Origin of the sequence: Metabacillus arenae, assembly GCF_014773385.1 — a bacterium.
GTDB lineage: Bacteria > Bacillota > Bacilli > Bacillales > Bacillaceae > Metabacillus_D > Metabacillus_D arenae.
On the sequence record NZ_JACXAI010000035.1, the window covers coordinates 46,803 to 69,792 of the forward strand.

A 22,990-nucleotide genomic window follows, 5' to 3' on the forward strand; every position below is an offset into this window, starting at 1 on the left:
CCATCCTTTCTCTATTAAATATATTATACACGAAAAATGACCAGACAAAATATTTTTTATGATGACTGGTCAAAATTATATTGACTGGTCAAAAAAAATAAAATATAATCGAAGTGTAAATATTCTAAAAATTCATCCTTACTAGTTTGATTGGAGGAATGGTATGGCCATGAGACATAGATAAAAGGAGTAAATAAACAAAAGAAAAACGATGAAAAGAGGTGCGTATATGAAAGGGCAAGAGCTTGAGGCATTATTACATCCTGTTCAATCTGTTGCAATTTTTGGTGCAAATTATCGTTTCGCATGCCAGATAATGATGGAAAACTTAAAGAATTTTGGATTTAAAGGAGATATGTTCTTAGTTAATCCGAAGTATGACGAAATTAATGGTATGAAATGTTATCATACACTTCAGGAAATTGGAAAGCCAATTGATGTTGTTGTTGGACTTGTCAATCCATATTTGATGATGGAAGTTACCCGTGTTGCCGGTGAAATGGGGGCAAAGCTTCTCGTCATTCCAGGCGGAGGATATGGTGAAAGCGGTCCAGAAGGTAAACGAATTCAAAACTCAATTCTTGAAGAAGCAGCAAAAACGGGGATGAGAGTCTTCGGACCAAACTGCATGGGTTATATCAATATGCATAATCAATTTACTCCTTATATTGGAACATTACACAGACCTAAGCGTCCGCTTCGAAAAGGGCCGGTTTCCATCGTATCACAAAGTGGTTCCGTCCTTGATGCCTTTATTGCTTCACGTCTAGGCTTAAGTCGAATTTATTCGACAGGAAATGAAGCGGATCTTAAAATGAGCGACTATGTCGAAGTGCTGGCAAAAGATCCGGAAACATCCATCATTATTTTATATATTGAGGCGATTCGCAACCATGAACACTTTTTGAAAGCGCTTGATTTATGCGGCAAATACAGAAAGCCTGTTATTGCATTGAAGACTGGGAAAACACAAAAATCATCAGCGATGGCAAATGCGCATTCCGGAGCACTTGCTGGTGACTATAAAGTTGAGAAACATGTGCTTAAGGAGCATGGCGTCATCTTTGTTAATGATATCGATGAAGCTGTCGCGGCGGCACAAATGCTGTCGCAGCCGTATTTACCTCCCAAAAACACGTTATCCGCCATTACTGTATCAGGAGGACAAGCTGGCATAGCTCTTGATTTAGCTGAAGAATATGGCATCGATTTTCCGGAATTATCAACAGAAATTCAGCAGGAACTACAAAACGAATTGCCTGAACTTGCGCCATTCTCCAATCCGCTGGATGCTTGGGGGAAAAGTAAAAAAGAGTTTTCTGAAGTATCAAAAACGTGCTTAGAATACCTTGCTAAAGATCATAATATCGGCATTGTTTCTGTTGCGATTGATGCGCCGATCGGTCAAGGAGATCATGAATTTAGTTTTACAGGTACGCCGGCCAAGCATCTTGCCCAATTAAGAAAAAATACAGATAAACCTCTTGTCTATTTTGCACACATTCATACCGAGTTTGATCCGCGTGTCCTGTCCATTTTAGATGAAGCAGGCATTCCGGCCATACAAGGTACTCGCAACGCATTGGCGGCATGCCGGGCATTGTTCCAGTATAAGGCGTTTTTAGCGAAGAGAGAAAAGGCGCCGATCTATTCCGTTAATGAAATCACTTTTGAAGAACAGCGGATCTTACTTCATGATGACGGCGGCAGGAAGCTTCTTGAAGATAATGGTTTTCCATCACCGCCTGAAAAAGTAGTAGCAAGCATTGATGAAGCGATCGAAATTTCAGAAAGAATCGGTTATCCAGTCGTATTAAAAGCGCAGGGGTTAGCCCATAAATCTGATGTTGGAGGAGTAGCGCTCAATCTTCAAAACGCGAAAGAATTAAGAGAAGCTTGGAACAGCATGATAAGCTTAAACTCACCAAATTACTTGGTACAGGCTATGATTAATGATGGGTTTGAAACGATTCTTTCCTATAAAACAGATTCGCGCTACGGGCCGGTGGTCATTTTTGGACTGGGCGGGATTTATACGGAACTGCTAAAAGACGTTGTTCTGGCCGTTCCGCCAATTACAACCGAAAAGGCGGAGAAAATGGTACAAAGCATCGAGGCCCTATGGAAGATCGTTCATGGATACCGCGGTAAGCCGCCGCTTGATTTAGAAGAATTGCTTGATGCCATTGTAAAAATGGGGAACATGGCGGAAAAACATTATGAAGAAATTGTCGAGTTTGAAATCAATCCATTACGTGTCCGCACAAAAGGAAAAGGAGTAATGGCACTCGATGTCCTTGCATCAGTCAAACAAACTAGTTCCATTAAAGCTGGAACACTAATTGGCTGATCGTGTAAAGACTTAAGAACGCTTCGATTCACGATAAACTATGAAATGAGGGAAAAAAATGGAGACAACAATTGTAAAGGATTTCAAAAATATTAATTTAAAAGTGGAAAATCGTGTTGCGTATATTGCGATTAACAATCCACCGGCAAACGCGATGAGTTCAGAAACGGTCAGCGGCTTATCGGCAAGCATTGATTATGTGGCAAGTGAACCGGAAGTAAAAGCAATCGTCATTACAGGAGAAGGAAAATTCTTTGTGGCAGGTGCTGATATTAAGGAATTTGTGTCAGCATTTGATAGTGAAGAAAAAGGAAGAGCACTTTCTGTGAATGCACAGGCTGTTTTAAATAAAATCGAACAACTTAAAAAGCCGGTCATTGCGGCGATTAACGGGGCATGCTTGGGCGGTGGTTTAGAGCTTGCCATGAGTTGCCACATGCGCATTGCGGCAGATGAATCGAAACTTGGACAACCTGAGCTGAACTTAGGATTAATTCCTGGATTTGGCGGTACTCAGCGTCTGGCACGCCTGACAAATAAGTCAAAAGCTCTCGAATTAATTCTGACTGGTCAATTTATTGGCGGGAAGGAAGCAGAATCGATAGGTTTAGTAAACAAATCCGTACCTCTTGCGGAGCTGATGAATGAAGCGAAACAGCTTGCTGAAGCCATTGCTCTTAATAAAAGCCAGCCGTCTGTTGCAGCGACTATTGAAGCTGTAAATAAAGGATTGGAAACAACATTGGATGAAGGGCTAGAAATTGAAGCAGATCTTTGGGCAAAGTTGTTTACGACCGAGGATATGAAAGAAGGAGTCAGCGCTTTCATTGAAAAGCGGAAGGCTGAATTTAAAGGTAAGTAATGAATGGGTGTGCGGCGTCATGTGAAGCTGATGCCGCATAACTCCAGCACTAAAGGGGGATTTGGTCATGGATAAGGTATACGAGCTGTTAATGCCAAATGTCGTATTATATGGGGTCGGGGCACTGAAAGAAGTGGGTGAACAAGCAAAAAAGCTTGGGAATAAAGCTCTTATTATAAGTGATGCAATCATGCAGAAAATTGGTAATGTCGATACTTGCGAAACATATTTACAGCAATCCGGGGTTCCATATGGAAAATATTTAGGCGTAGATACAGAGCCGACGGATATTCATGTGAAAGAAGCTTTAGAGAAATGTATGAATGAAGGATGCGAAATCATAATCGCAATTGGCGGGGGCAGCTGCATCGATACGGCAAAGGCTGTTGCTGTTTTACGGACTAATGAGGGAACAATCGCTGATTATTTCGGTACACAAAAACCGTTTAAGAATAAGCCGCTACCTTTCATTGCAATTCCGACAACGGCCGGAACCGGTTCAGAGGTCACAAAAGTAACGGTGATTACAGATACGCGAACAGATGTGAAAATGATGCTTTCAAGACCTGAACTGTTACCTCAAGTTGCGATTGTTGATCCGAAGCTGACCATTTCTTGTCCAAAAGGTGTCACAGCCGCGACAGGTGTTGATGCGCTTTGTCACGCAATCGAGGCGTTCATTTCAAAAAAAGCACAGCCAGTCACTGACACGTTAGCTTTATCAGCCATTGAAAACATTATGACATACATTCGCCGCGTATATAATGACGGTCATGATATGGAAGCGAGAGAGAAAATGGCACAAGGGGCAATGCTTGCGGGAATAGCGTTTTCAAATGCATCTGTTGCCCTTGTACACGGCATGTCACGTCCAATTGGCGCAATCTTTCATGTCCCGCACGGCATTTCAAATGCAATGCTGCTTTCGGCAGTACTTGAATTTACAAAAGAAGCTGCAGTAGAGCGTCTTGCTGTTATTGGGAGGATGATTTTACCTGAAGCAAATGAAAAGTCAAATGAAGAGCTTGCACAGATTGTCATTCAGGAAGTGAAAAAGCTTTGTCTTGATTTAAATATTCCGAACATGAAGGAATACGGCATTGATGAGGAGCCATTTAAAGCATCGCTTTCGAAAATGGCACACGATGCAATTGCAAGCGGAAGTCCCGCCAACAATCCAAAAGTGCCGGCGCTTGAAGAGATTATGGATCTTTATGAAACATGCTATCACTATGATTTCAGTATGGATGTCAACATAAGCAAACAATAAATTTATGATTAGAGGGGAGTTTTTTGGATGGTAATGGCCACTGGTGTAAATACGTTAAAAAACTTTATTGGCGGAGAGTGGGTAGCTGCAAATACCGACAAGTTTGAAGCGGTACCGAACCCTGCAACAGGCGAAATCATTGCTCACGTTCCTATTTCTTCACGAGAAGATCTAGATCAGGCAGTCTCAACTGCAAAGGAAGCGTATAAAACGTGGAGTAAAACAGCAGTACCTCGCCGTGCCCGAATTTTATTCGGGTATCAGCAGCTTTTAATGGGACATAGGGAAGAGTTGGCCAAACTTATAACCATTGAAAACGGAAAAAGCTATGAAGAAGCATATGGAGAAGTACAGCGAGGCATTGAGTGTGTCGAGTTTGCGGCAGGTGCTCCAACATTAATGATGGGTGAGCAGCTGCCGGACATTGCAACAGGTGTTGAATCTGGCATGTATCGCTATCCTATAGGCGTTGTCGGAGGAATCACACCATTTAACTTCCCAATGATGGTACCGTGCTGGATGTTCCCGCTTGCGATTGCTTGCGGTAATACATTTGTGTTAAAACCATCCGAACGTACGCCATTACTTGCCAATCGTCTTGCGGAACTGTTTAAGGAAGCCGGCCTTCCAAACGGTGTTTTGAATATCGTTCACGGCTCACATAATGTCGTGAACGGAATTCTTGAGAACAAAGAAGTAAAAGCAGTTTCTTTTGTTGGTTCACAGCCGGTTGCAGAATACATTTATAAAACGGCTGCTGCAAATGGAAAACGTGTCCAAGCACTTGCCGGGGCAAAAAATCACTCAATCGTTATGCCGGATGCGGATTTAGATAGTGCTGTAAGTAATATTATCGGTGCTGCATTCGGATCAGCCGGGGAACGCTGCATGGCTTGTTCAGTAGTTGTGGCAGTTGGTGATATTGCAGATGAGCTTGTTGAGCGCCTTAAAAAAGCAGCAGATGAAATTAAAATGGGTAATGGATTAGAAAAGGGTGTCTTCTTAGGGCCAGTTATTCGTGATGCACATAAAGAACGTACAGAAAATTACATTCGTATTGGTGAAGAAGAGGGTGCACACCTCGTGCGCGACGGACGCCAAGATCATGCAGATGAAAAAGGCTATTTTGTGGGTCCTACTATTTTTGATCACGTAACACAAGACATGAAGATTTGGCAGGATGAAATTTTTGCACCGGTATTATCCATTGTCCGAGCTCAAAACCTTGATGGAGCTCTTGAGATTACGAATAATTCAGAGTTTGCTAACGGTGCATGCATTTATACGGACAGCGCAAAAGCGGTTCGGCAATTCCGTGAAGAAGTAGATGCCGGCATGTTAGGTGTTAACCTTGGTGTACCGGCACCAATGGCTTTCTTCCCATTTTCAGGCTATAAAAACTCCTTCTATGGAGACCTTCATGCAAACGGAAAAGATGGGGTTGCGTTTTACACAAGAAAGAAAATGCTAACAGCACGTTATTAATCTAGTACATGAGGATGACTTAAAAGAACAAAAAGCAGCTATATTGAGTCATCCTCATGAAAGGCACCGTCATGGAAATCCAGCAAAATCAAGAGATTTGGTGACGAGGCCTTTCATTAAAAATCAGTTTTTGTCATTTATGGGACAGCTTCCTGCAAAAAATTAGTCAAGGCGGTGATGGATGTTGGTTACTCAAGAAAGTGTGGTCACAGAAGCTCAGAATGGTGTTGGCTGGATTAAGCTGAATCGGCCTCGTGCATTAAATTCATTAAATGTTGAAATGGTGACTGCTGTTTATAAACAGTTAAAAGAATGGAAGCAAGACGACCGAATTGCGTTAGTATGCATTTACGGAGAAGGAGAAAAGGGTTTATGCGCAGGCGGTGATATGCGTACACTATATGATTTAAAAGAAAATGGTGTTGAAGCATATGCCGAACAGTTTTTCTCAACCGAGTATCCGATGGATTATGAGATTCATCATTATCCAAAGCCTGTTGTTGTCTATATGAACGGTATCGTGATGGGCGGTGGTGTCGGTCTTTCCGTTGGCGCCTCTCACCGTATTGTGACGGAAACAACAAAGTGGGCAATGCCTGAAATGAACATCGGTTTTTTCCCTGATGTTGGCGCAAGTTATTTTTTAAATCAAATGCCTGGCAATATTGGCCGTTATCTTGCTTTAACCGCCGATGTTTTAAAAGCGTCTGATGTATTGTATGCCGGTGCAGCAGATTACTACTTAGAAAGCGAAAACTGGCCGAAATTAAGGCAAGCAATGATGGCAAAAAGATGGTCGCCTGATTCGGCCAAGCAAGAAATCGACCAACTATTAAAGCAATTGTCTTCTTCGGCCCCTTCCTCATCATTGTCATCCGAGCAAGAGAAGATTGATCAGCACTTTCAATTTGAAATAATGGAAGACATCGTTTCGTCACTTAGAACGGCGGCAGAGAATGGGGGTGGATGGGCAGAGAAAACAGTGAATACACTCCTTTCTAAGTCGCCAACTTCACTTAAAGTGACACTTCGCCAAATTCAAGAAGGAAAAGAAAAACAGCTTTATGAATGTTTTAAAATGGAAATGAATGTAGCGATGAATTTTATGAAATGCCATGATTTCTATGAAGGAGTTCGTTCCGTTCTTGTCGATAAAGACCGTAATCCGAAATGGAATCCTGCTGTACTTGAAGGGGTGTCCGAAGAACAAATTGCTTCGTTTTTCCACTATTCATGGAATAACGAACAGAACCCATTGACAACTCTGACTGGAAATAAAGCATACAGTTGATAAACGGAGTCCTATTCTCCGTTTTATCGCATTTTTTGAAACCGCTTACCAATACAAGTTGGGGAGGAACAATATTTTGTTGAAAAAGAATATTGTATTTAACGTTTCGTTAGTCATTAGCTTGCTTTTTATTGCATTTGGTATTTTCTCTCCGGAACGATTAGGTAACATTGCAGCTATGCTTTTAGAAGGTATTGCTGAATATATGGGATGGTATTATCTTGCAGCGGTGTTTTTCTTTCTTGTTGTTTGTATTTATGCGGCGTTTTCAAAGTATGGAAGCATTCGTTTAGGAAAGGAGACAGATAGACCGAAATATAGTACTGCCTCTTGGATTGCTATGTTATACAGTGCAGGGATTGCCATTAGTATTTTATTCTGGGGAGTCGCAGAACCTGTCTATACGTATACATCACCGCCTTTTGGACAGGGGGGCACAGCTGAAGCAGCCGAAACAGCGATGAAATATGCCTTTTTTCATTGGGGATTTCATCTTTGGGGAACGTATGCAGCTGTAGGGCTTATTTTAGCGTACTTTCAGTATCGAAAAAACAGGCCTGCTCTATTAAGTTCGACCCTTTATCCATTAATAGGAGAACGTGTTAATGGCCCGATTGGAAAAACCATTGATATTATGACGATTTTAGCGTCTGTATTTGGTGTAACAACATCATTAGGATTAGGAACGATGCAAATTACTGGAGGATTACATTCTCTTTGGGGTATCCCAAATACAGTGCCTGTACAAATTGGGATCGTCGTTACACTTACGGTGTTATTTTTAATATCAGCATTGTCTGGATTAGATCGTGGAATTAAATATTTATCCAATATTAATATTATTCTCGCATTAACCATTATGACAATGCTGTTTGTGTTAGGGCCAACAGCAGAGATTTTAAGAACGTTTGTAGGTACGACAGGGAGGTATTTAGATGATTTTCTTTATTTAAGTTTCCGGTTAGAATCGTTTCGTGATAATTCATGGATATCAGGGTGGACGATTTTTTATTGGGGATGGTTAATTGCCTGGGCACCGTTTGTCGGTCTATTTATAGCACGAATTTCCCAAGGAAGAACGATTAAAGAATTTATTATTGGAGCATTAATCGTACCTTCAGTAGGGTCATTATTTTGGTTTTCGGTATTTGGCGGATCGGCCCTTCACTTAATTCATAATTTAGGAGAAACGGCTTTAGCAAATGCTGTGACATCTAATATTGAAGCGGCACTGTTTGCTTATTACCAGTATTTCCCTTTAAGTTCTGTTATAAGCGTGATGACAGTCGTTCTTTTGTTTACGTTTTTTATTACATCTGCAGATTCTGCAACTTTTGTATTAGGTATGTTTAGTGAGCAGGGAAATTTGAATCCTTCTAATAAAACAAAGCTTATTTGGGGAATCATTATGGCTACCGTTGCCATTGTCTTATTAGTAAGCGGAGGGCTAAAGCCTTTACAATCCGTATCTGTTACAGTGGCATTGCCGTTTTCCGTTGTCATTGTGCTGATGTGCTTTTCCTTCTTTAAAGAACTAAGGCAAGAGGTTGTTCAAGCAAAAGTCAAAACAGATGCTGAGTTTAAAATACCACAAAGTAAAAGTATATAATGGGAGAGTGAATAAGCTGTGGAACAAGTTGTAAACACATATGAAACCATTCGTTATGAAGTAAAGGATTTTGCAGGAATCATTACATTAAATCGTCCTAAAGTAAATGCAGTCAATGAACAAATGACGAAAGATGTATGGAATGCACTTGATCGAGCAGAAAAAGATCCTTCTGTAAGAGCGGTCATTATGACAGGTGCGAACAATGTATTTTCAGCAGGTGGGGACTTAAAAGAAGCATTTGACCTTCCAACCCCAATTGGGGATGAACCTTCGGAAGTGTATCGGGAGCAGTTGGAAACCTTTTATCGTGTCGCATTAAAAATGTGGGATTTAAAAAAGCCTGTTATCGCTGCAGTAGATGGTTATGCGTTAGGCGTTGCCGCTGACTGGGTATTTTCGGCAGACGTTGCCATCGCATCTAATCAAGCAAGTATCGGTGAGCCTGAAATTCGGTTTGGCGCAGCACCCGCCACATTAATGATGCCATGGGTTATTGGAATACGAAAGGCTAAAGAACTGCTCTATACAGGAGATTCGGTTGATGCAGAAGAAGGGTATCGTCTTGGGATATTTAACCGTGTAGTTCCGAAAGAACAGTTAATGGATGAAGCAATGAAAATGGCGGAAAAGATGGCGCAAATTCCACCATCAGCTTTAAAAATTACAAAAATGACGGTTAATAAAACATATGAAATGATGAACTTAAAGCAAGCACTTGACTATAACCTCGAAACGGCAATTTCAATGTTCTTTTTAAACCAAGAACAAGAAATTGCCGAAGCGGGACGAGTCTTGCGTGAGGAGGGATTAAGTGCTTTTCTAAAAGGTTCTAAATAATGCTATTGCCTCTTTTGATAAACATAATTTTCGATCCAGTAACCTCCAGATGTATTCTCATCAAATATAATGAAACTAATAAGTATGGTTCTGCTGTTCAGTAAATTGAAGAAAATTTATATCTGCCTTTGTCTTAAGCTACAGCTACTACTGCCTTCACTGTTCGGGATATACATTCTATAGTCTGTACCCATGTCGGGTACGCAGTTATAAGAAATTCCGGGATTTTTGAAAGACAACTTCTTGTTTCAACAACGTGAACTCATTTTAAAGTGATTATTTAGAATGAGTTTTTTACATGGTGATTATAAAATAAAAAGCAATATTAATTATCTGAATTATTCATAACGACTCTAAAATAGTACATTTTATCAAAAATGAAACACTTAGCTGAGTTGAAAGTTATTTGCCAGCAAAAAAAGACAAGGGTTTAGTAGAGGGGACAATTATTTGGTTCGAATATTTCGAGCAAAATAAGGCATTCTTTTCACCCTTATTCTCAAGTAACGGGACAATCACATTTAGAAATCGTTTCTTAGATTTTGTTATTGAGGAAATAGAAGAAAAAGTGGATTTAAGAAATGGAAAAAATAAAGGAATTAGTGAGGAAGTGTTTTTCCGGTTTTTAGGGATGGAAAATGTTAGGGTCATGGAATTGTATACGTTAGATGCAACACCAGAAAGTACTGATTCAATAGCTGAACAAGTCAGTATTTTACTTGAAAGGAATTTATAAAAAGATTTTTAAATTCAATTAGGGGTTTGTATAAGTGATTTCTTTAAAAATAGCAGCTAGTATGAGTTATTCCTTCATTCAATAAATAAGAAAGATGGGCTCCGCACTTTTTGATGTTGTTGAGATTCACAAATATCAAATAGTATGGAGCCTATTAATTTTTGATTAAGCCGCCCATTTTTAATGTACTTTTCTTGAAAGTAATTCTTCCAATCATGAGTTATTAGTCATCTTTTATGTTTTATAGTTCTAAACAGTTTCAATGATAACATTTTGTTTTCTAAACGCTTCTAAAAGCTCTTTGTCCTGAGAGTCAGTAACTAGATGATCTATTTAATATTTGAGTCATCTAGATGTGGATATACCAGAAGAAGAATTGTTAAAAATGGTTGGTGGAAATAAGAAAATGACCTTTGAAATAATATCTCGTTATTATTCTAAGGAAAACAATCGTGTGGATTATTACAATAACTTTGAGAAATATTTTAAAGATATTCCTATTAACTATTTCGAGTTATTGAATGACGGAGTAGTTGATTTTCTAAAGTGGTTAACTGAAAATAATTTTCGAATTGCACTAGCTTCATCTGGAAGTCTTGAAAAAATTGAAGATGTTCTTAAACAGTGTGAAATTAAGGATTATTTTGAATTAATTGTTAGTGGTGATATGTTTAAGCAATCAAAGCCTCATCCGGAAATTTATCAGACGGTTTCAAAACTATTGAATATTCCTGTTGATGAGTGTTTAGTCATAGAAGATTCAAATTACGGAATAGAATCCTCTACTAGAGCTGGAATGTTTACGATTGCAAAGAAGGAAGAAAGATTCCCTTTTTCACAGGATAAGGCGCAGAAAATCGTGAACACTTTTGCTGAAATCAGACATTTTCTCGAATTTGAAAGCTCATCGAAAAAGTAAGAATAGTTTTTTAGCTAATTTAATTGAAGTCCAGTTATAAATATTAGATGTCCATATTATAACAATCTACAAGAACCAGGAATTTCTGTGGCTGTAGGAATTATTGATGCTCATGCAGGAGTAGCTGCAGTTGGAGCCGTTCGTTATGGCGATTGGGACTTCTACTTGTCACATGCTGATCGCGGATAAAGAAGAAAAAATTGAAGGAGTATGTGGAATTGTAGAAGATGGAATCATTCCAGGCTACTACAGTTATGAGACAGGACAAGTAGCTGTAGGAGAGCTATTTTTTTGTCAATAAACATAATAAGGTGGAAATTTTTTCCTCAATGTCTTAGTTTTATAGGTACTAGTGATTAATCATTAATTTTTCACCTACCTAGAATTAAAAGGAATAGTTGCATAGCAGTATATGAGATAAAAAAACGCAAGAAATTTTTGGTAGAATAGGAAATGTCCCCATGCTATAGTAATTAATATAGGGTTGATTCCCTTTTTTATAACATTCAAAAGGAGGCCTCGTCATGATTATTAAGTGGGTTCGACTACGATAATTAAAGGGGCAGGCCAATCATACTCCGGAAAGAGTTTATTGATCTGCGCCATAGTACCGGCGATTAGATAATAAATAATACGGAGGTAAAAAACATGAGTGAACAGATAGTGAAAATAAATAAAGTGGATATATGTACAGAAAGTTTTGGAAACTCTAAGGACCCTGCTGTGCTTTTGATCATGGGAGCAATGTCTTCATTAGACTGGTGGGATGAGAACTTCTGTCTCCGTCTCGCTGATCAGGGGAGATTTGTTGTTCGGTACGATCATCGGGATCTGGGACGATCGACCATTTATGAGCCTGGTACTTCCAACTATACAATAACGGACATGGCTGACGATGCGGCCGGTGTCCTGGATGCTTATTCCATAGAGCAGGCACATATTGTTGGAATGTCCCTGGGCGGTTTGATCGGACAGATTCTTGCCTTAAGATATACGGACCGCGTATCTACGCTTACGCTAATTGCATCAAGTGTGTTCGGGACCGAAATGGAAAAACTGCCTCCAATGGATCAGAGTATACTGGATCACCATGCGAAAAGTGCTTCCATAGATTGGTCAAATCGGGAGGCGACCATTTCCTATCTTGCGGATGGATGGAAAACTTTAGTCGGTTCCAAACCTTATGAACAGGAAAGACTATATAAACTGGCGGAAAAAGAGGCGGATCGTGCCAAACAGCTACCGAGCAGATTTAATCATGCCATGCTGCAAGGCGGAGACGTATATTTCGATAGATTGGGTGAGATCAGCGTACCTGTACTTATTATTCATGGTACAGAAGATCCAGCTCTACCATATGAACATGGGCTTGCTCTTGCGAAAGCCATCCCTCATGCTGAATTATTAACTCTTGATGGATCAGGGCATGAGATTCATAGTGAAGACTGGGATCAAATTATAGATTCAGTTGTAAAGCTTAGTTCACAATAAAAGAATAATTGGAAGAAGTAGTCCGTTACGTAAGGCGACTGTCTTTTTGTACTGTTTTTCACTAATTTTTAAAGAGAAAAAAGGAACGGTAAATAATCTTGGTAGCGTCAGGAAAATGTGGATATACAATGTTATGAATATCCCTATAAAAAGCCCAATTTCTCCGTACTGTAAACGAGAAATTGGGCTTGCTTTACTTCACAATCGCGCCTATTTGCGTAAGATCTTGAATGTGCGTCTCTCATTTATAGATGGATTAATATATTGACAAGCTTCCCGAACGGATCCCTAACGTAAAAGCGCCGCACACCCCATGGCTCCGTGGCTGGCCCATACTCAACTGGAATTCCTGCTTCTTTTATGCGAGCTAGTGCATTATCAAGATCATCCACTTCAATTGACAAATCAGGTACCGGTGTTCCGGAGCCACCTTCTGAAAGGAAGCTAATTTGAGTTTCCATTTTCTCATGCGATCCATATGTTGCAATAAACTCCTGATCCATTAATTGATCAAGTCCCAGTATTTCCTCATAGAAGTGCTTAGCTTTTGTAATATCCTGTGTTTCCACATTGGCAACAATTCTTTTAATCTTCATTCTTAACCACCTCTCAGTTGCTATTAACTTCTACAATTACTACAAATAATCCTTGTTAAATATCTAATTCCCCTTGCAGGCTATTTAATGGAGAAAAATCTCAAGATAAATTGTATATATGTAATGTTAGTATAGTGTTTGTGAAATATTGTACTAAAACTAATCCTGTTTCTTGTTGCTAGCGGGGCAATATTTTCGAGGAACGATACAGGTTAGTACAGGAATGAGGAAAACAAAAAAAAAAGTTGACTATACCACAAATCATATTTACATCTGCGTTTGTTGCCACAATAGTTACCGTTGTAAGTTCCTTTATAGAATGGGATAACCAAATATATACGGGTATTTTCGCAGGCATAACAACGATTGTTGGTGCAGTATTTGCTAAGATAATTTTTAAGGATAGAAATTAGAAATAAAATATTGCTATACCGACTGGAAGTACCAGTTTTATCTGGGTTTCCATGTATAAGGGGCATATTGGCTTGACGTTATCCGTTATATTAATAAGTTCTATGCTATCGCCGTTCATTGTTCCTAGTATGACTTTATTTACTGTCGCAAAAGTGAAAATAGACTTTTGGGACATGATGATGGGACTTTTTATGATGATTGTAATCCCCTCCATCCTTGGTATGGTATTAAATAATATGACTCACGGAACCATTAAGACTGTTCTAGGGGATAAGTTAGCACCTTTTGCTAAATTAAGTCTTATATTTATTATCACCATTAATGGAGCAAAAGTGGTTCCATTCTTCAAGGATGTAGACAGTAGTATCTTCAAGATTGCAATTGTTGTAGTATTACTAGCTGGAACCGGTTATCTTCTCGGTTTTATAATATCCACAATATGCAAATGGGATAAAGAAATAAAGGTATCCCTTATATTCAATGGCGGGATACGTAATCTGGGTGCAGGTACAGTGTTAGCACTTACTTATTTTCCACTTCCTGTCCTACTTCCTATAATTATAGCAATGTTATTTGAACAGTTACTTGCTTCTTTATGTGCTATGATGATAAAGCGATTTGGTTCCAATGCAAATACAAAGACGAATAAAAAAATCCCCTCTCAGATCAACTATTAGGTGGTTAGGTCGTATAGTCTATGTATAAGTTTCACTTATTTTGGGTAGAGCTCTCTTAGAGAATCTATCCTCTTGGGCATGTGACGCTACCCCTAATATTGTTCTATTATTTTAAGGTAAGAGGAGAAATTTCCCTCTGTTTTATCAATTGTACGTAAAAAGTTTGAATTATACGCTAATAATTAATAATTTTAAGGTGCTTCTTTTCCCTACCTTCGGCTTCTCCCCCTCCTTCTTTGACCAAAAAGAACTTAGTTTATTTGAAACTGTCTTAATAAAAATGCTTCTTACTTTGAATATTATATGAATTTGCATATGTTGGAAAAGCCATGCACTTTCTCAAAAAGAACTTGGCTTTTTCGTATGTTTCCAGACTTCGTGTCGTAACGGTGGATAAAATCTAACGTCCCCTGTAGCTATTCAGGAGCTAAAAGAAGAGAAGCGTATGCTTAAAGGCTTACAGATGAGACAAATTCGATATTTGAACAATATCGTCAAGCAAGATTACCGTTTTATCAAAAAGCGAGTACATTCTCCGTTAGGCTCAAATCCTTTAAGACTGTCAATAAGATTTTTACAGGAATTGAAGCCATGCATATGATTAAAAAAGGACAACTTCACCAACAGGATAAGTCTCCTCCAAATCAACTAGGGTTTATATATAAACTATTCGGAATAGCTTCATGATACAGAAAAAAGTAATTCAACCAGCTTCCAATTCCGGAAAATTTATTTCTACACCAGAACCTGTTTTATCTCATGACGTGCTGTGAGTATAAAGATTAGGGGTTGCTTTTCATTTCTGTTAAAAAATCCCCCATCCATTGAAGTTAGGTGACCATAGTTCTACTACATATTTTTGAAGAAAGGACTAGGGAATGATAGCAATAAGAAACTATAGGCCCAGTTGTTAAAAGTCAGTTAGGTTAAAAGAATCGAAATAGGGAAAGTGCACAATTTCTCCAAATTTACACATTAAATTTTTAACTATCTTCCAAAATCCAATTTAGAAAGGAGGATTTTTCAATTAGTAATCTGAAAAAGCTATTAAATTCTCATAATTTTCTAATCTACTCCTTATACTAATTTAATTTAGCCTTTCTAAGATGGGATTGTAAAGAAAGTTTTTAGCGCATACGAATGGCACCACATTAGGAAAAGAGACGATAGAATCTGTACCTACAGCCAAAAATGTAATGGGAAGGAAGGAGAAAATCATTGTCTATTATTTCTAGCATTATCAAGTATAACAAGACTTTTGTTGATCAACACGGTTATGAAGAATTTAAAACAACAAAGTATCCAGATAAAAAAATGGTTATTCTAACCTGCATGGATACCCGTTTGTTGGAGTTGCTTCCAAAAGCGCTCGGTTTAAAAAACGGAGACGCGAAAATCATCAAAAACGCCGGTGCTGTAATATCCCATCCTTTTGGCAGTATTATGCGCAGTATTCTTGTAGCTATATATGGATTAAAAGCTAAAGAAGTGTGTGTGATTGGACATCATGGATGTGGAATGGTAGGCCTTGAACCTGCTTCCATTCTTGACGCCGCAAAGCAAAATGGGATTAGCGAAGGTCGAATTGAAACTCTAGTTAATGCCGGTATTGATGTATCCAAATGGTTGACGGGTTTTCAATGCGTAGAGAAGAGTGTCCAAAATAGTGTTCATTTAATCAAAAATCACCCTTTAATGCCAGACAATATTGCCGTTCATGGCATGGTCATCTGTCCTGAAACTGGTAAATTAGATCTCATCGTAAATGGATATAACCATGCTAATTCTAAGAAAATAGACCCGGTCAGTATGTAAAAAGGGAGGATAAATGATTTCCTCAAGTAGCAGATTTTACGGGTACAACCCGGACCAATTTTAGAATGATTTGATTGGTGGTTTGATAGTTTAATAGTCGGGATTTTAGAAATTCCGTTAGCAATTTTGCCATTGCTTCACAGGAAGCCGGAATATGGACTATACATCAACCTATTGCAGGAATAATAGGGGATCCAGGTATCAAATTACAGGACTTATTTGGGTATTTGTGCCGGTGTTAGTGGGATTGGTCATGCGGTAGGACAATGAAAAATTGTTGATCGCTGGCTTCATGGCGGGATTATGGAATTTCTTAAGGGTGTGTTCAAATTAGGAAAGTTTATCAAGTTTATCCTGCGTCCTGTTACACCCGGCTTTACATCCAGAATTGCCGTGATTATCTTTTCTGGTCGGATTGCCCTTCGTGACTTAAAAAAAGAAGAGGCATTTTTTTAAAAAATGTGAAGGAAGTTTAGGTGAATCTAAACATCTACAGTGTTGTTGCCGCTGTGATAAGTTTAGCTATTGTCATTTTGACACCAATATTTGTGTAAAATCCACCTGAGCATTACTTGTATCAACTCAAGTCAGTTTTATATAGCACCATAATCACCTTTTAAATATTTCAAATGGGAGGATAGCGGCGTTTATGAACTTAGAAGCGTTCAGAGGGTATTCCTCACACAACTTAAAAAATGATATGTTATCGGGAATCGTTGTGGGTATTATAGCTATTCCTTTGGGATTAGGGTTTGCGATTGCTTCGGGAACAGCTCCTGTCGCGGGACTTTATACAACGATTGTGGCCGGTTTACTGATTTCCATTTTAGGGGGATCCAGATTTCAAATTGGGGGGCCTACCGGTGCTTTTGTTCCGGTTTTACTGGGGATTGTTTTGCAATTCGGATATGAAAACCTATTAATTGCCGGGTTTATGGCTGGTATTTTGCTTATCATCTTTGGGCTATGCAAGGTGGGAAGTTTAATTAAGTTTTTTCCTAAGTCAATTATTATAGGTTTTCAGTCTGGTATTGCGGTCATTATTTTCAGCGGACAAATCCCCAATTTTCTAGGACTACATAATATCGAGAAACACGAATACTTTCATTTGAATATAAAGGAAATTATTGGGAATACCCACCTCGTGGGCATCTACAGTATAATCACTGCACTTCTTTGTTTGCTGATTATTTTGGCTGTTCTACGTTTTTTTCCTAAAGCTGGAGGACTTTCCTATCTAATTGGTATCCTGGTCTCAAGTCTGGTTTCGTCTTTATTCTTTTCGAATCAAATTGAAACCATCGGTTCGATTTATGGGGAAATTCCAAATCAACTCCCTGTCCCTCATTTTCCCGAGGTGACCATAGAGAAAATCCTAGCTCTCTTGCCATCTTCCTTTGTTATTGCCATCCTTATAGGGTTGCAATCTTTGTTAACGGCTCGAGTTGCGGATGAAATGACCCATTTAAGGCATAACAGTAAAAAAGAGCTAATTGGTCAAGGGATTGTAAATATGGTGACACCTTTATTTTATGGAATTCCGGCAGCAGGGGAGGTAGCACGAACCGTAACAAATATCAAAAATGGCGCCTCTTCACCTATTGCGGGAATAACACATGCTTTATTTGTTTTATTAGTATTGTTATTACTTGCACCCTATGCTTCACATGTTGCGCTTGCTAGCCTAGCTCCGGTTTTAATGGTAGTATCATGGAATATAAGTAAAAAGGAACAATTTGCTAGTATTCTAAAAGAAAAATCGGGACATACTTTGGTTTTAATGGTTACCTTTTTGTTGACCGTCTTCACTAATTTAACAATGGGAATTGGAGCCGGATTATGTCTTTCTTCGTTACTCTTTCTTAAAGAGAGAATGAAAGATAATGGAAATCAATTAAAGAAGGCCAGTTAATGGACTTGATATAAGGGGTAGTACCATTTGTAAGCTATGGCGGATCTTCTTTATTGTTGCTAATGATTTCGGTAGGAATTCTTGTTAATATTTCGATGTTAATCAGGTTAAACGAGAATTCGACAAAAGCACCTGATAAGAAGAAAAAGTCAGTGGCTAACCAAAACAGGTTTGTAAGAAGTATCAATTAAATATTCCAAAAGCTTGCTTTATTTTCAGCAAGCTTTTGGAATTCTTTATTTACAACTGCATTAGAATAACAAGGTATTTTCGAAGTGTCATAACTTAAAAGTTTTGACGCTGTTTTGAAGACAATGAATTATCAAGGTATTGAATGTATACGGATCCCGTACGTACGGTGGTGTGAGAGGTCGGGGGTTAGTCGCCCCCTCCTACTCGATTAATTCTTATTATTTCTTACTCATATAAGCATTGCCCCACGTCTTTATGGATTTAAGTATTGGGACAAGATTTTCTCCTAGAGCTGTTAAATAATATAAAACTTTCTTAGGGTTATCGTTTGTTTCTTCTCTTTCAATGATGCCATCCTTTTCGAGGTCTCTAAGTTGTAGTGTAAGAATGCGTTGCGTGATACCTGGTATTTCACGGCGCATTTGATTGTAATACATTGGTGATTGCGACAATAAAGATAAAATGATTCCTTTCCATTTACCACCAATAATATGCATCGTTAATTCAATTGGACAAGCGCTTTTCACAGTTAATGTACATGTACCATATTGATCGCTTTTAAAGTCTGACATTTTCTCACCTCAATGGGTAGTAACAAAATTGTGCCTTCTTGTTACACGTTTTTTTCCTTACTAAACTTATAGTATCAAATAAATGAGAGGAAGGTATAATAATTGGAATTTGTTCAAATCTCTAAACATGTTTATAAACTTACCTATGAAACCGTCATTGGCATTCCTGTTAAAATCAATACATGGTATGTGGTGGATGGGGAGGTTGTTTACATCATTGATACCGGAATGCAAGACCATGCACACATGCAGTTAAATGCGGCAAAATTTTTAGGTATCCCCAAAAGCATCTTACTGACACATGGTCATTTAGATCATATTAATGGAGCCAAGTATTTACGAAATGAATTAAACATTCCTATTTATGCGCACGAAAACGAAATTCCGTTTATCAATGGTGAAAAGCCATATCCAAACAAAGCGAAAAAGGAAACAACCGGTGTTGAATACCAAGTTGAAGGTTTAAGTGACAATATCATTGAAACTTTACCACTAGACGTATATTTAACACCCGGTCATACTCCGGGACATGTCATATACCATCATAAAGATGATAATGTGTTGCTAACTGGAGACTTATTCATTTCTCATTCTGAAACTTTACATCCACCGATTAAAAAGTTCACAAATGACATGGAAGAGAATATTACTAGTGGGCGAGTGATAGATAAAATTAAACCTTCTATCATATCTTCATCACACGGCGAAGATGTTAAATACAGTGAAGAGTTATACACCATTTATAAATTCATATATGAATAGGAGGTAGAGAAATGAAAATACAATTATTTCAAATTGAGATTATAGAGGGAGAAGTTAAGGTAAACGAAAGTCGTATTAAAGCTTTATTTGAAGAAAAGCTTGAATCAGATACTGAGATTGTTGTGATACCTGAAATGTGGAATAACGGTTATGATTTACAACATTTAGCAGAAAAAGCAGATATCGATTTAACAAGAAGTTTTCCTTTTATCCAAAGTTTAGCAACCAAACATCACGTGGGTATTATTGCAGGTTCTGTTTCAAATAAACGTGAAAACAACATTTATAATACAGCCTTTGCGGTATCAAAAACTGGTGAGCTGCTCTATCAAAAAGATAAAATACACCTCGTGCCGATGTTAGATGAACATCATTATTTAACAGCTGGAAATGATGTTGCGGAAGTATTTGAAATTAATGATATCAAAGCGAGCCAAATTATATGTTACGACTTGCGTTTTCCAGAAATTACACGTTATCCAACGTCTCAAGGTGCAAAAATCATATTCTATGTTGCACAGTGGACAACAAAAAACTTAAACCATTGGAGATCACTATTGAAAGCAAGAGCAATAGAAAATGGCGTCTATGTCATTGCATGTAACAGTGTGGGGGGTGTGAATAATGAAAATCATGTCGGCAACACATACGCGGGACACTCTATGGTCATCGATCCAAATGGAAACATTGTAGAAGAAGCGGGCAACCAAGAAGAAATCATAACAGCAGAAATCGATATACAGAAAGTAGTAGAACAACAACAAAATATCCCCATATTCAAAAACCTGAGACCAGATGTTTATAAGTATTCGAAGTAGAACTTTACCAAAGCCCCCCTTCACCAAACTGACGCAGTCGTTGAATAAACGCTGTGCCTGAATCGTCCGGATTGTTGAGCAACATCTTTGAAGAAAACAGAATATAAATGAGTTTCAAATGTACTTAAACTATCTTTAGAATAATTGAAGAATAGAATTATGCAATAAGGCATTGGAGAAATGTATGAGGTGTTTTGGTTATAATCTTATTTTTGGCATAGGCTAAAACGAATAAAGATAAGCAATAATAGTAATTAATTTACTCCTGATGTAGAAGATAATGCTAATGTTTGTACCCCAAAAATTAGGTTTTCACTCTAACTTTTGGGATACATTAATAGTTAGGACATGTATTTACTTTTGGTTTTTGATAAATTTATTGTATTATTCTTTATTAAATGAACTAATAAGGCGATTAAAGGCAAAGTTGTTCCAATGAGTATAGTTACTTCACTATTAAATTTATAGTAAGAATAACTTCCAATCCAAGAACCAAAGGCTCCTCCCAAAAAGAAAATAGTCATATATAATCCATTAAGCCTGTTTCTTATCTCGGGATTCAAACCAAAGATAACTTTTTGACCTAATAATAAATTTCCTGATACCCCAATATCGATGCTAATTCCGGAGACAAGGATTAAAATTACACTCAATAGTGAATGATCTTGAACAAAAAATAATAGTACGATAGATAATAGTACGAGCGCCATTGATACATTAGTCATTGTAAAAATATAACCTTTATCTGCTATTTTACCAATAGTAGGAGATAACAAAGCTCCAGCTATTGCAACAAAGCCAATTAATGCAATTTCATTATTTGAAAAGTTTAATGGCTTAGACCTTAATAAAATCGGCATTATTGTCCAATAAAGACTAAATGTTGCAAATAAACATGCGTGATAAAAAGCTCTTTGTTGTAAAGGAGATGTATTTATTAGAAGCTTCACCATAGAAGCTATTAAATTTGGATATAACATGTTACTAGACGATACTACTTCATAGTTGGGTAAAAATTTTATAATTAAAAGTAATACAGTAACTAGCGTGATTAATGAAAATAGAAATACCATTCTCCAGCCGAACCAGTCAGTTATTCCGATAGATAATGGGCGAGCAATCATAATTCCAATCAATAAACCACTCATCACTTTACCTACATATTTACCTGTCTCTTCAACAGGCACAATCCTCATTGTTAGTGGAACTAATATTTGAGCCGCACAGGCCCCAATGCCAATTATGGTTGTTAATAGTATAAAAACAATTCCGTTTGTCGAAATTAGCGTACCAATTAATGAAATAATTGTGAGCCCGATAAGAATTCCTATTATTTTCTTACTTTTAAAAAAGTCAGCCATTGGTACGATAAAAAATAAGCCCAATCCATACCCAATTTGTGTAAATGTAGTGAGCAATCCAGATAAATCAGAAGAGATGTTCAGATCTTTTGCGATGAATTGTACAATTGGTTGTGCATAATAAATATTAGCAGCAAGTGAACCGCAACTAATTGCCAAAATAAATATTAGAAAATTTGTTTTTTTATTCAACTTTATCATTCCTTTTTTGTATATTTTTCTGGTACGTTCGTTCCGTAATACTTAAAAAAGAAAGACTATAGGTCTGCAATAGTCTTATCCACTAGATTATAGGCTAGATTTTTCTCTTTTTTGTATCTGGACATTAAATTAATGCTATGATTTAAACTTAATAAAGAATATGCAACTAATTCAGAGTTAACCTCTTGTGAAATTTCTCCTTTCTTTTTTCCTTCTTCAATGACTTGCTTAAATACTTTTTCAAGTTCATTAAAATCATTTAGAAGTATTTCTTCTATGGAAGGATCAATATGTCCAATAAGCAGTGAAGAATTAGTGATAATACAACTTTTTGGATTGTCATCTGAATAGCATTTTTCAATTTGTTGATAAAAAAAGGATTTAAGTGATGCTTTAGTGTTTATACCACTAAAAAGTAAATTTCTTCTTCGATAGCCATAGTTTTTATAATGTTCTAAAACCAGTTTAAATAGTTCATCCTTATCTCCAAAACTATCGTAGAGAGTAGATCGACTTATTCCCATCGTTTCAATAAGATCTGAGATATATGTAGCGTCATAACCTTTTTCCCAGAATAAATACATAGCTTTATCCAAAGCATGTTCTTTGTTAAAACTAATACTTCTACCCAATTTACAACACCTCCATTCATATAAATTAGTATAGAGGTTTCGGAACGAAGAGTCCAGAAAAACATATTCTTAATCAAGTCTTTCGTTAAAGACCAGCTATAAAAAGTCAAGTAACTAGATAAAAGTATTTTACGAATAATTATCATAGAATTTTAGGCATGACAAAAAAACCTAGAGTTGTCGAT

The 22,990-nt window shown here is 37.6% G+C and carries 20 protein-coding genes and 3 pseudogenes; 19 read left to right on the forward strand and 4 right to left on the reverse strand.

What is annotated here, in order from left to right:
- Positions 1–229: 229 nt before the first annotated feature.
- From IC621_RS21085 to IC621_RS21135, 11 genes and pseudogenes are all read left to right on the forward strand, one after another.
- Positions 230–2,350, forward strand: coding sequence for an acetate--CoA ligase family protein (locus IC621_RS21085; RefSeq protein ID WP_191161147.1), 2,121 nt, complete (start codon positions 230–232; stop codon positions 2,348–2,350).
- A 58-nt stretch (positions 2,351–2,408) separates the two neighbouring features.
- Positions 2,409–3,212, forward strand: coding sequence for an enoyl-CoA hydratase (locus tag IC621_RS21090; RefSeq protein ID WP_191161150.1), 804 nt, complete (start codon positions 2,409–2,411; stop codon positions 3,210–3,212).
- A 67-nt stretch (positions 3,213–3,279) separates the two neighbouring features.
- Positions 3,280–4,482: an iron-containing alcohol dehydrogenase gene (locus tag IC621_RS21095; protein WP_191161152.1), complete on the forward strand. Its 1,203-nt coding sequence runs from the start codon at positions 3,280–3,282 to the stop codon at positions 4,480–4,482.
- Positions 4,483–4,509: 27 nt separating this feature from the next.
- The gene (locus IC621_RS21100) at positions 4,510–5,967 is read left to right on the forward strand and encodes a CoA-acylating methylmalonate-semialdehyde dehydrogenase (protein ID WP_191161154.1); all 1,458 of its coding nucleotides are present in this window, start codon (positions 4,510–4,512) and stop codon (positions 5,965–5,967) included.
- Positions 5,968–6,148: 181 nt separating this feature from the next.
- Entirely contained in the window at positions 6,149–7,258 is a 1,110-nt protein-coding gene (locus tag IC621_RS21105) for an enoyl-CoA hydratase/isomerase family protein (RefSeq protein ID WP_191161155.1), read from the forward strand.
- A 76-nt stretch (positions 7,259–7,334) separates the two neighbouring features.
- Complete coding sequence (locus tag IC621_RS21110; protein WP_224752705.1) at positions 7,335–8,867, forward strand: glycine betaine uptake BCCT transporter; 1,533 nt, start codon at positions 7,335–7,337, stop codon at positions 8,865–8,867.
- Positions 8,868–8,885: 18 nt separating this feature from the next.
- The gene (locus tag IC621_RS21115; protein ID WP_191161157.1) at positions 8,886–9,707 is read left to right on the forward strand and encodes an enoyl-CoA hydratase/isomerase family protein; all 822 of its coding nucleotides are present in this window, start codon (positions 8,886–8,888) and stop codon (positions 9,705–9,707) included.
- A gap of 406 nt (positions 9,708–10,113) precedes the next feature.
- Entirely contained in the window at positions 10,114–10,443 is a 330-nt protein-coding gene (locus IC621_RS21120) for a TetR-like C-terminal domain-containing protein (RefSeq protein WP_191161159.1), read from the forward strand.
- A gap of 340 nt (positions 10,444–10,783) precedes the next feature.
- Complete coding sequence (locus IC621_RS21125) at positions 10,784–11,362, forward strand: HAD family hydrolase (protein WP_224752706.1); 579 nt, start codon at positions 10,784–10,786, stop codon at positions 11,360–11,362.
- A 75-nt stretch (positions 11,363–11,437) separates the two neighbouring features.
- A pseudogene (locus tag IC621_RS21130) lies at positions 11,438–11,651 on the forward strand (ribulokinase); the annotation flags it as partial.
- 359 nt (positions 11,652–12,010) lie between these two features.
- Positions 12,011–12,853 (forward strand): alpha/beta fold hydrolase, encoded by an 843-nt coding sequence (locus tag IC621_RS21135; protein ID WP_191161161.1) that lies wholly within the window; start codon positions 12,011–12,013, stop codon positions 12,851–12,853.
- A gap of 245 nt (positions 12,854–13,098) precedes the next feature.
- Here IC621_RS21135 and IC621_RS21140 read toward each other — a convergent pair whose 3' ends face one another.
- On the reverse strand, positions 13,099–13,449 hold the full coding sequence (locus tag IC621_RS21140) for a VOC family protein (protein ID WP_191161163.1): 351 nt from the start codon (positions 13,447–13,449) through the stop codon (positions 13,099–13,101).
- 428 nt (positions 13,450–13,877) lie between these two features.
- On the opposite strand from IC621_RS21140, the gene IC621_RS21145 reads away from it, so the two are divergent.
- The 6 genes and pseudogenes from IC621_RS21145 to IC621_RS21165 all read left to right on the forward strand — a co-directional run bounded on the left by IC621_RS21145 (position 13,878) and on the right by IC621_RS21165 (position 18,458).
- On the forward strand, positions 13,878–14,540 hold the full coding sequence (locus IC621_RS21145; protein WP_318153102.1) for a bile acid:sodium symporter family protein: 663 nt from the start codon (positions 13,878–13,880) through the stop codon (positions 14,538–14,540).
- Positions 14,541–14,875: 335 nt separating this feature from the next.
- Positions 14,876–15,227, forward strand: a pseudogene (locus IC621_RS26645) (DDE-type integrase/transposase/recombinase); the annotation flags it as partial.
- 531 nt (positions 15,228–15,758) lie between these two features.
- Positions 15,759–16,355 carry a beta-class carbonic anhydrase gene (locus IC621_RS21150; RefSeq protein WP_191161167.1) on the forward strand — a complete coding sequence of 199 codons (597 nt, stop codon included), beginning with the start codon at positions 15,759–15,761 and terminating at the stop codon, positions 16,353–16,355.
- 303 nt (positions 16,356–16,658) lie between these two features.
- Positions 16,659–16,811 (forward strand): hypothetical protein, encoded by a 153-nt coding sequence (locus tag IC621_RS21155; protein WP_191161169.1) that lies wholly within the window; start codon positions 16,659–16,661, stop codon positions 16,809–16,811.
- A gap of 193 nt (positions 16,812–17,004) precedes the next feature.
- Positions 17,005–18,162, forward strand: a pseudogene (locus tag IC621_RS21160) (SulP family inorganic anion transporter); the annotation flags it as partial.
- A gap of 161 nt (positions 18,163–18,323) precedes the next feature.
- On the forward strand, positions 18,324–18,458 hold the full coding sequence (locus IC621_RS21165) for a hypothetical protein (RefSeq protein ID WP_396653095.1): 135 nt from the start codon (positions 18,324–18,326) through the stop codon (positions 18,456–18,458).
- 219 nt (positions 18,459–18,677) lie between these two features.
- Here the strand turns inward: IC621_RS21165 and IC621_RS21170 are convergent, their stop codons facing one another.
- Complete coding sequence (locus IC621_RS21170) at positions 18,678–19,031, reverse strand: winged helix-turn-helix transcriptional regulator (RefSeq protein WP_191161173.1); 354 nt, start codon at positions 19,029–19,031, stop codon at positions 18,678–18,680.
- A gap of 102 nt (positions 19,032–19,133) precedes the next feature.
- On the opposite strand from IC621_RS21170, the gene IC621_RS21175 reads away from it, so the two are divergent.
- Together IC621_RS21175 and IC621_RS21180 are read left to right on the forward strand one after the other, a co-directional pair.
- Positions 19,134–19,793 carry an MBL fold metallo-hydrolase gene (locus tag IC621_RS21175; protein ID WP_191161175.1) on the forward strand — a complete coding sequence of 220 codons (660 nt, stop codon included), beginning with the start codon at positions 19,134–19,136 and terminating at the stop codon, positions 19,791–19,793.
- A gap of 11 nt (positions 19,794–19,804) precedes the next feature.
- Entirely contained in the window at positions 19,805–20,611 is an 807-nt protein-coding gene (locus tag IC621_RS21180; protein ID WP_191161177.1) for a carbon-nitrogen family hydrolase, read from the forward strand.
- A gap of 341 nt (positions 20,612–20,952) precedes the next feature.
- On the opposite strand, the gene IC621_RS21185 is transcribed toward IC621_RS21180, so the two are convergent.
- Both IC621_RS21185 and IC621_RS21190 read right to left on the reverse strand, forming a co-directional pair.
- Entirely contained in the window at positions 20,953–22,173 is a 1,221-nt protein-coding gene (locus tag IC621_RS21185) for an MFS transporter (RefSeq protein ID WP_191161179.1), read from the reverse strand.
- A 56-nt stretch (positions 22,174–22,229) separates the two neighbouring features.
- Positions 22,230–22,805 (reverse strand): TetR/AcrR family transcriptional regulator, encoded by a 576-nt coding sequence (locus tag IC621_RS21190; RefSeq protein WP_191161181.1) that lies wholly within the window; start codon positions 22,803–22,805, stop codon positions 22,230–22,232.
- Between the last annotated feature and the right edge of the window lie 185 nt (positions 22,806–22,990).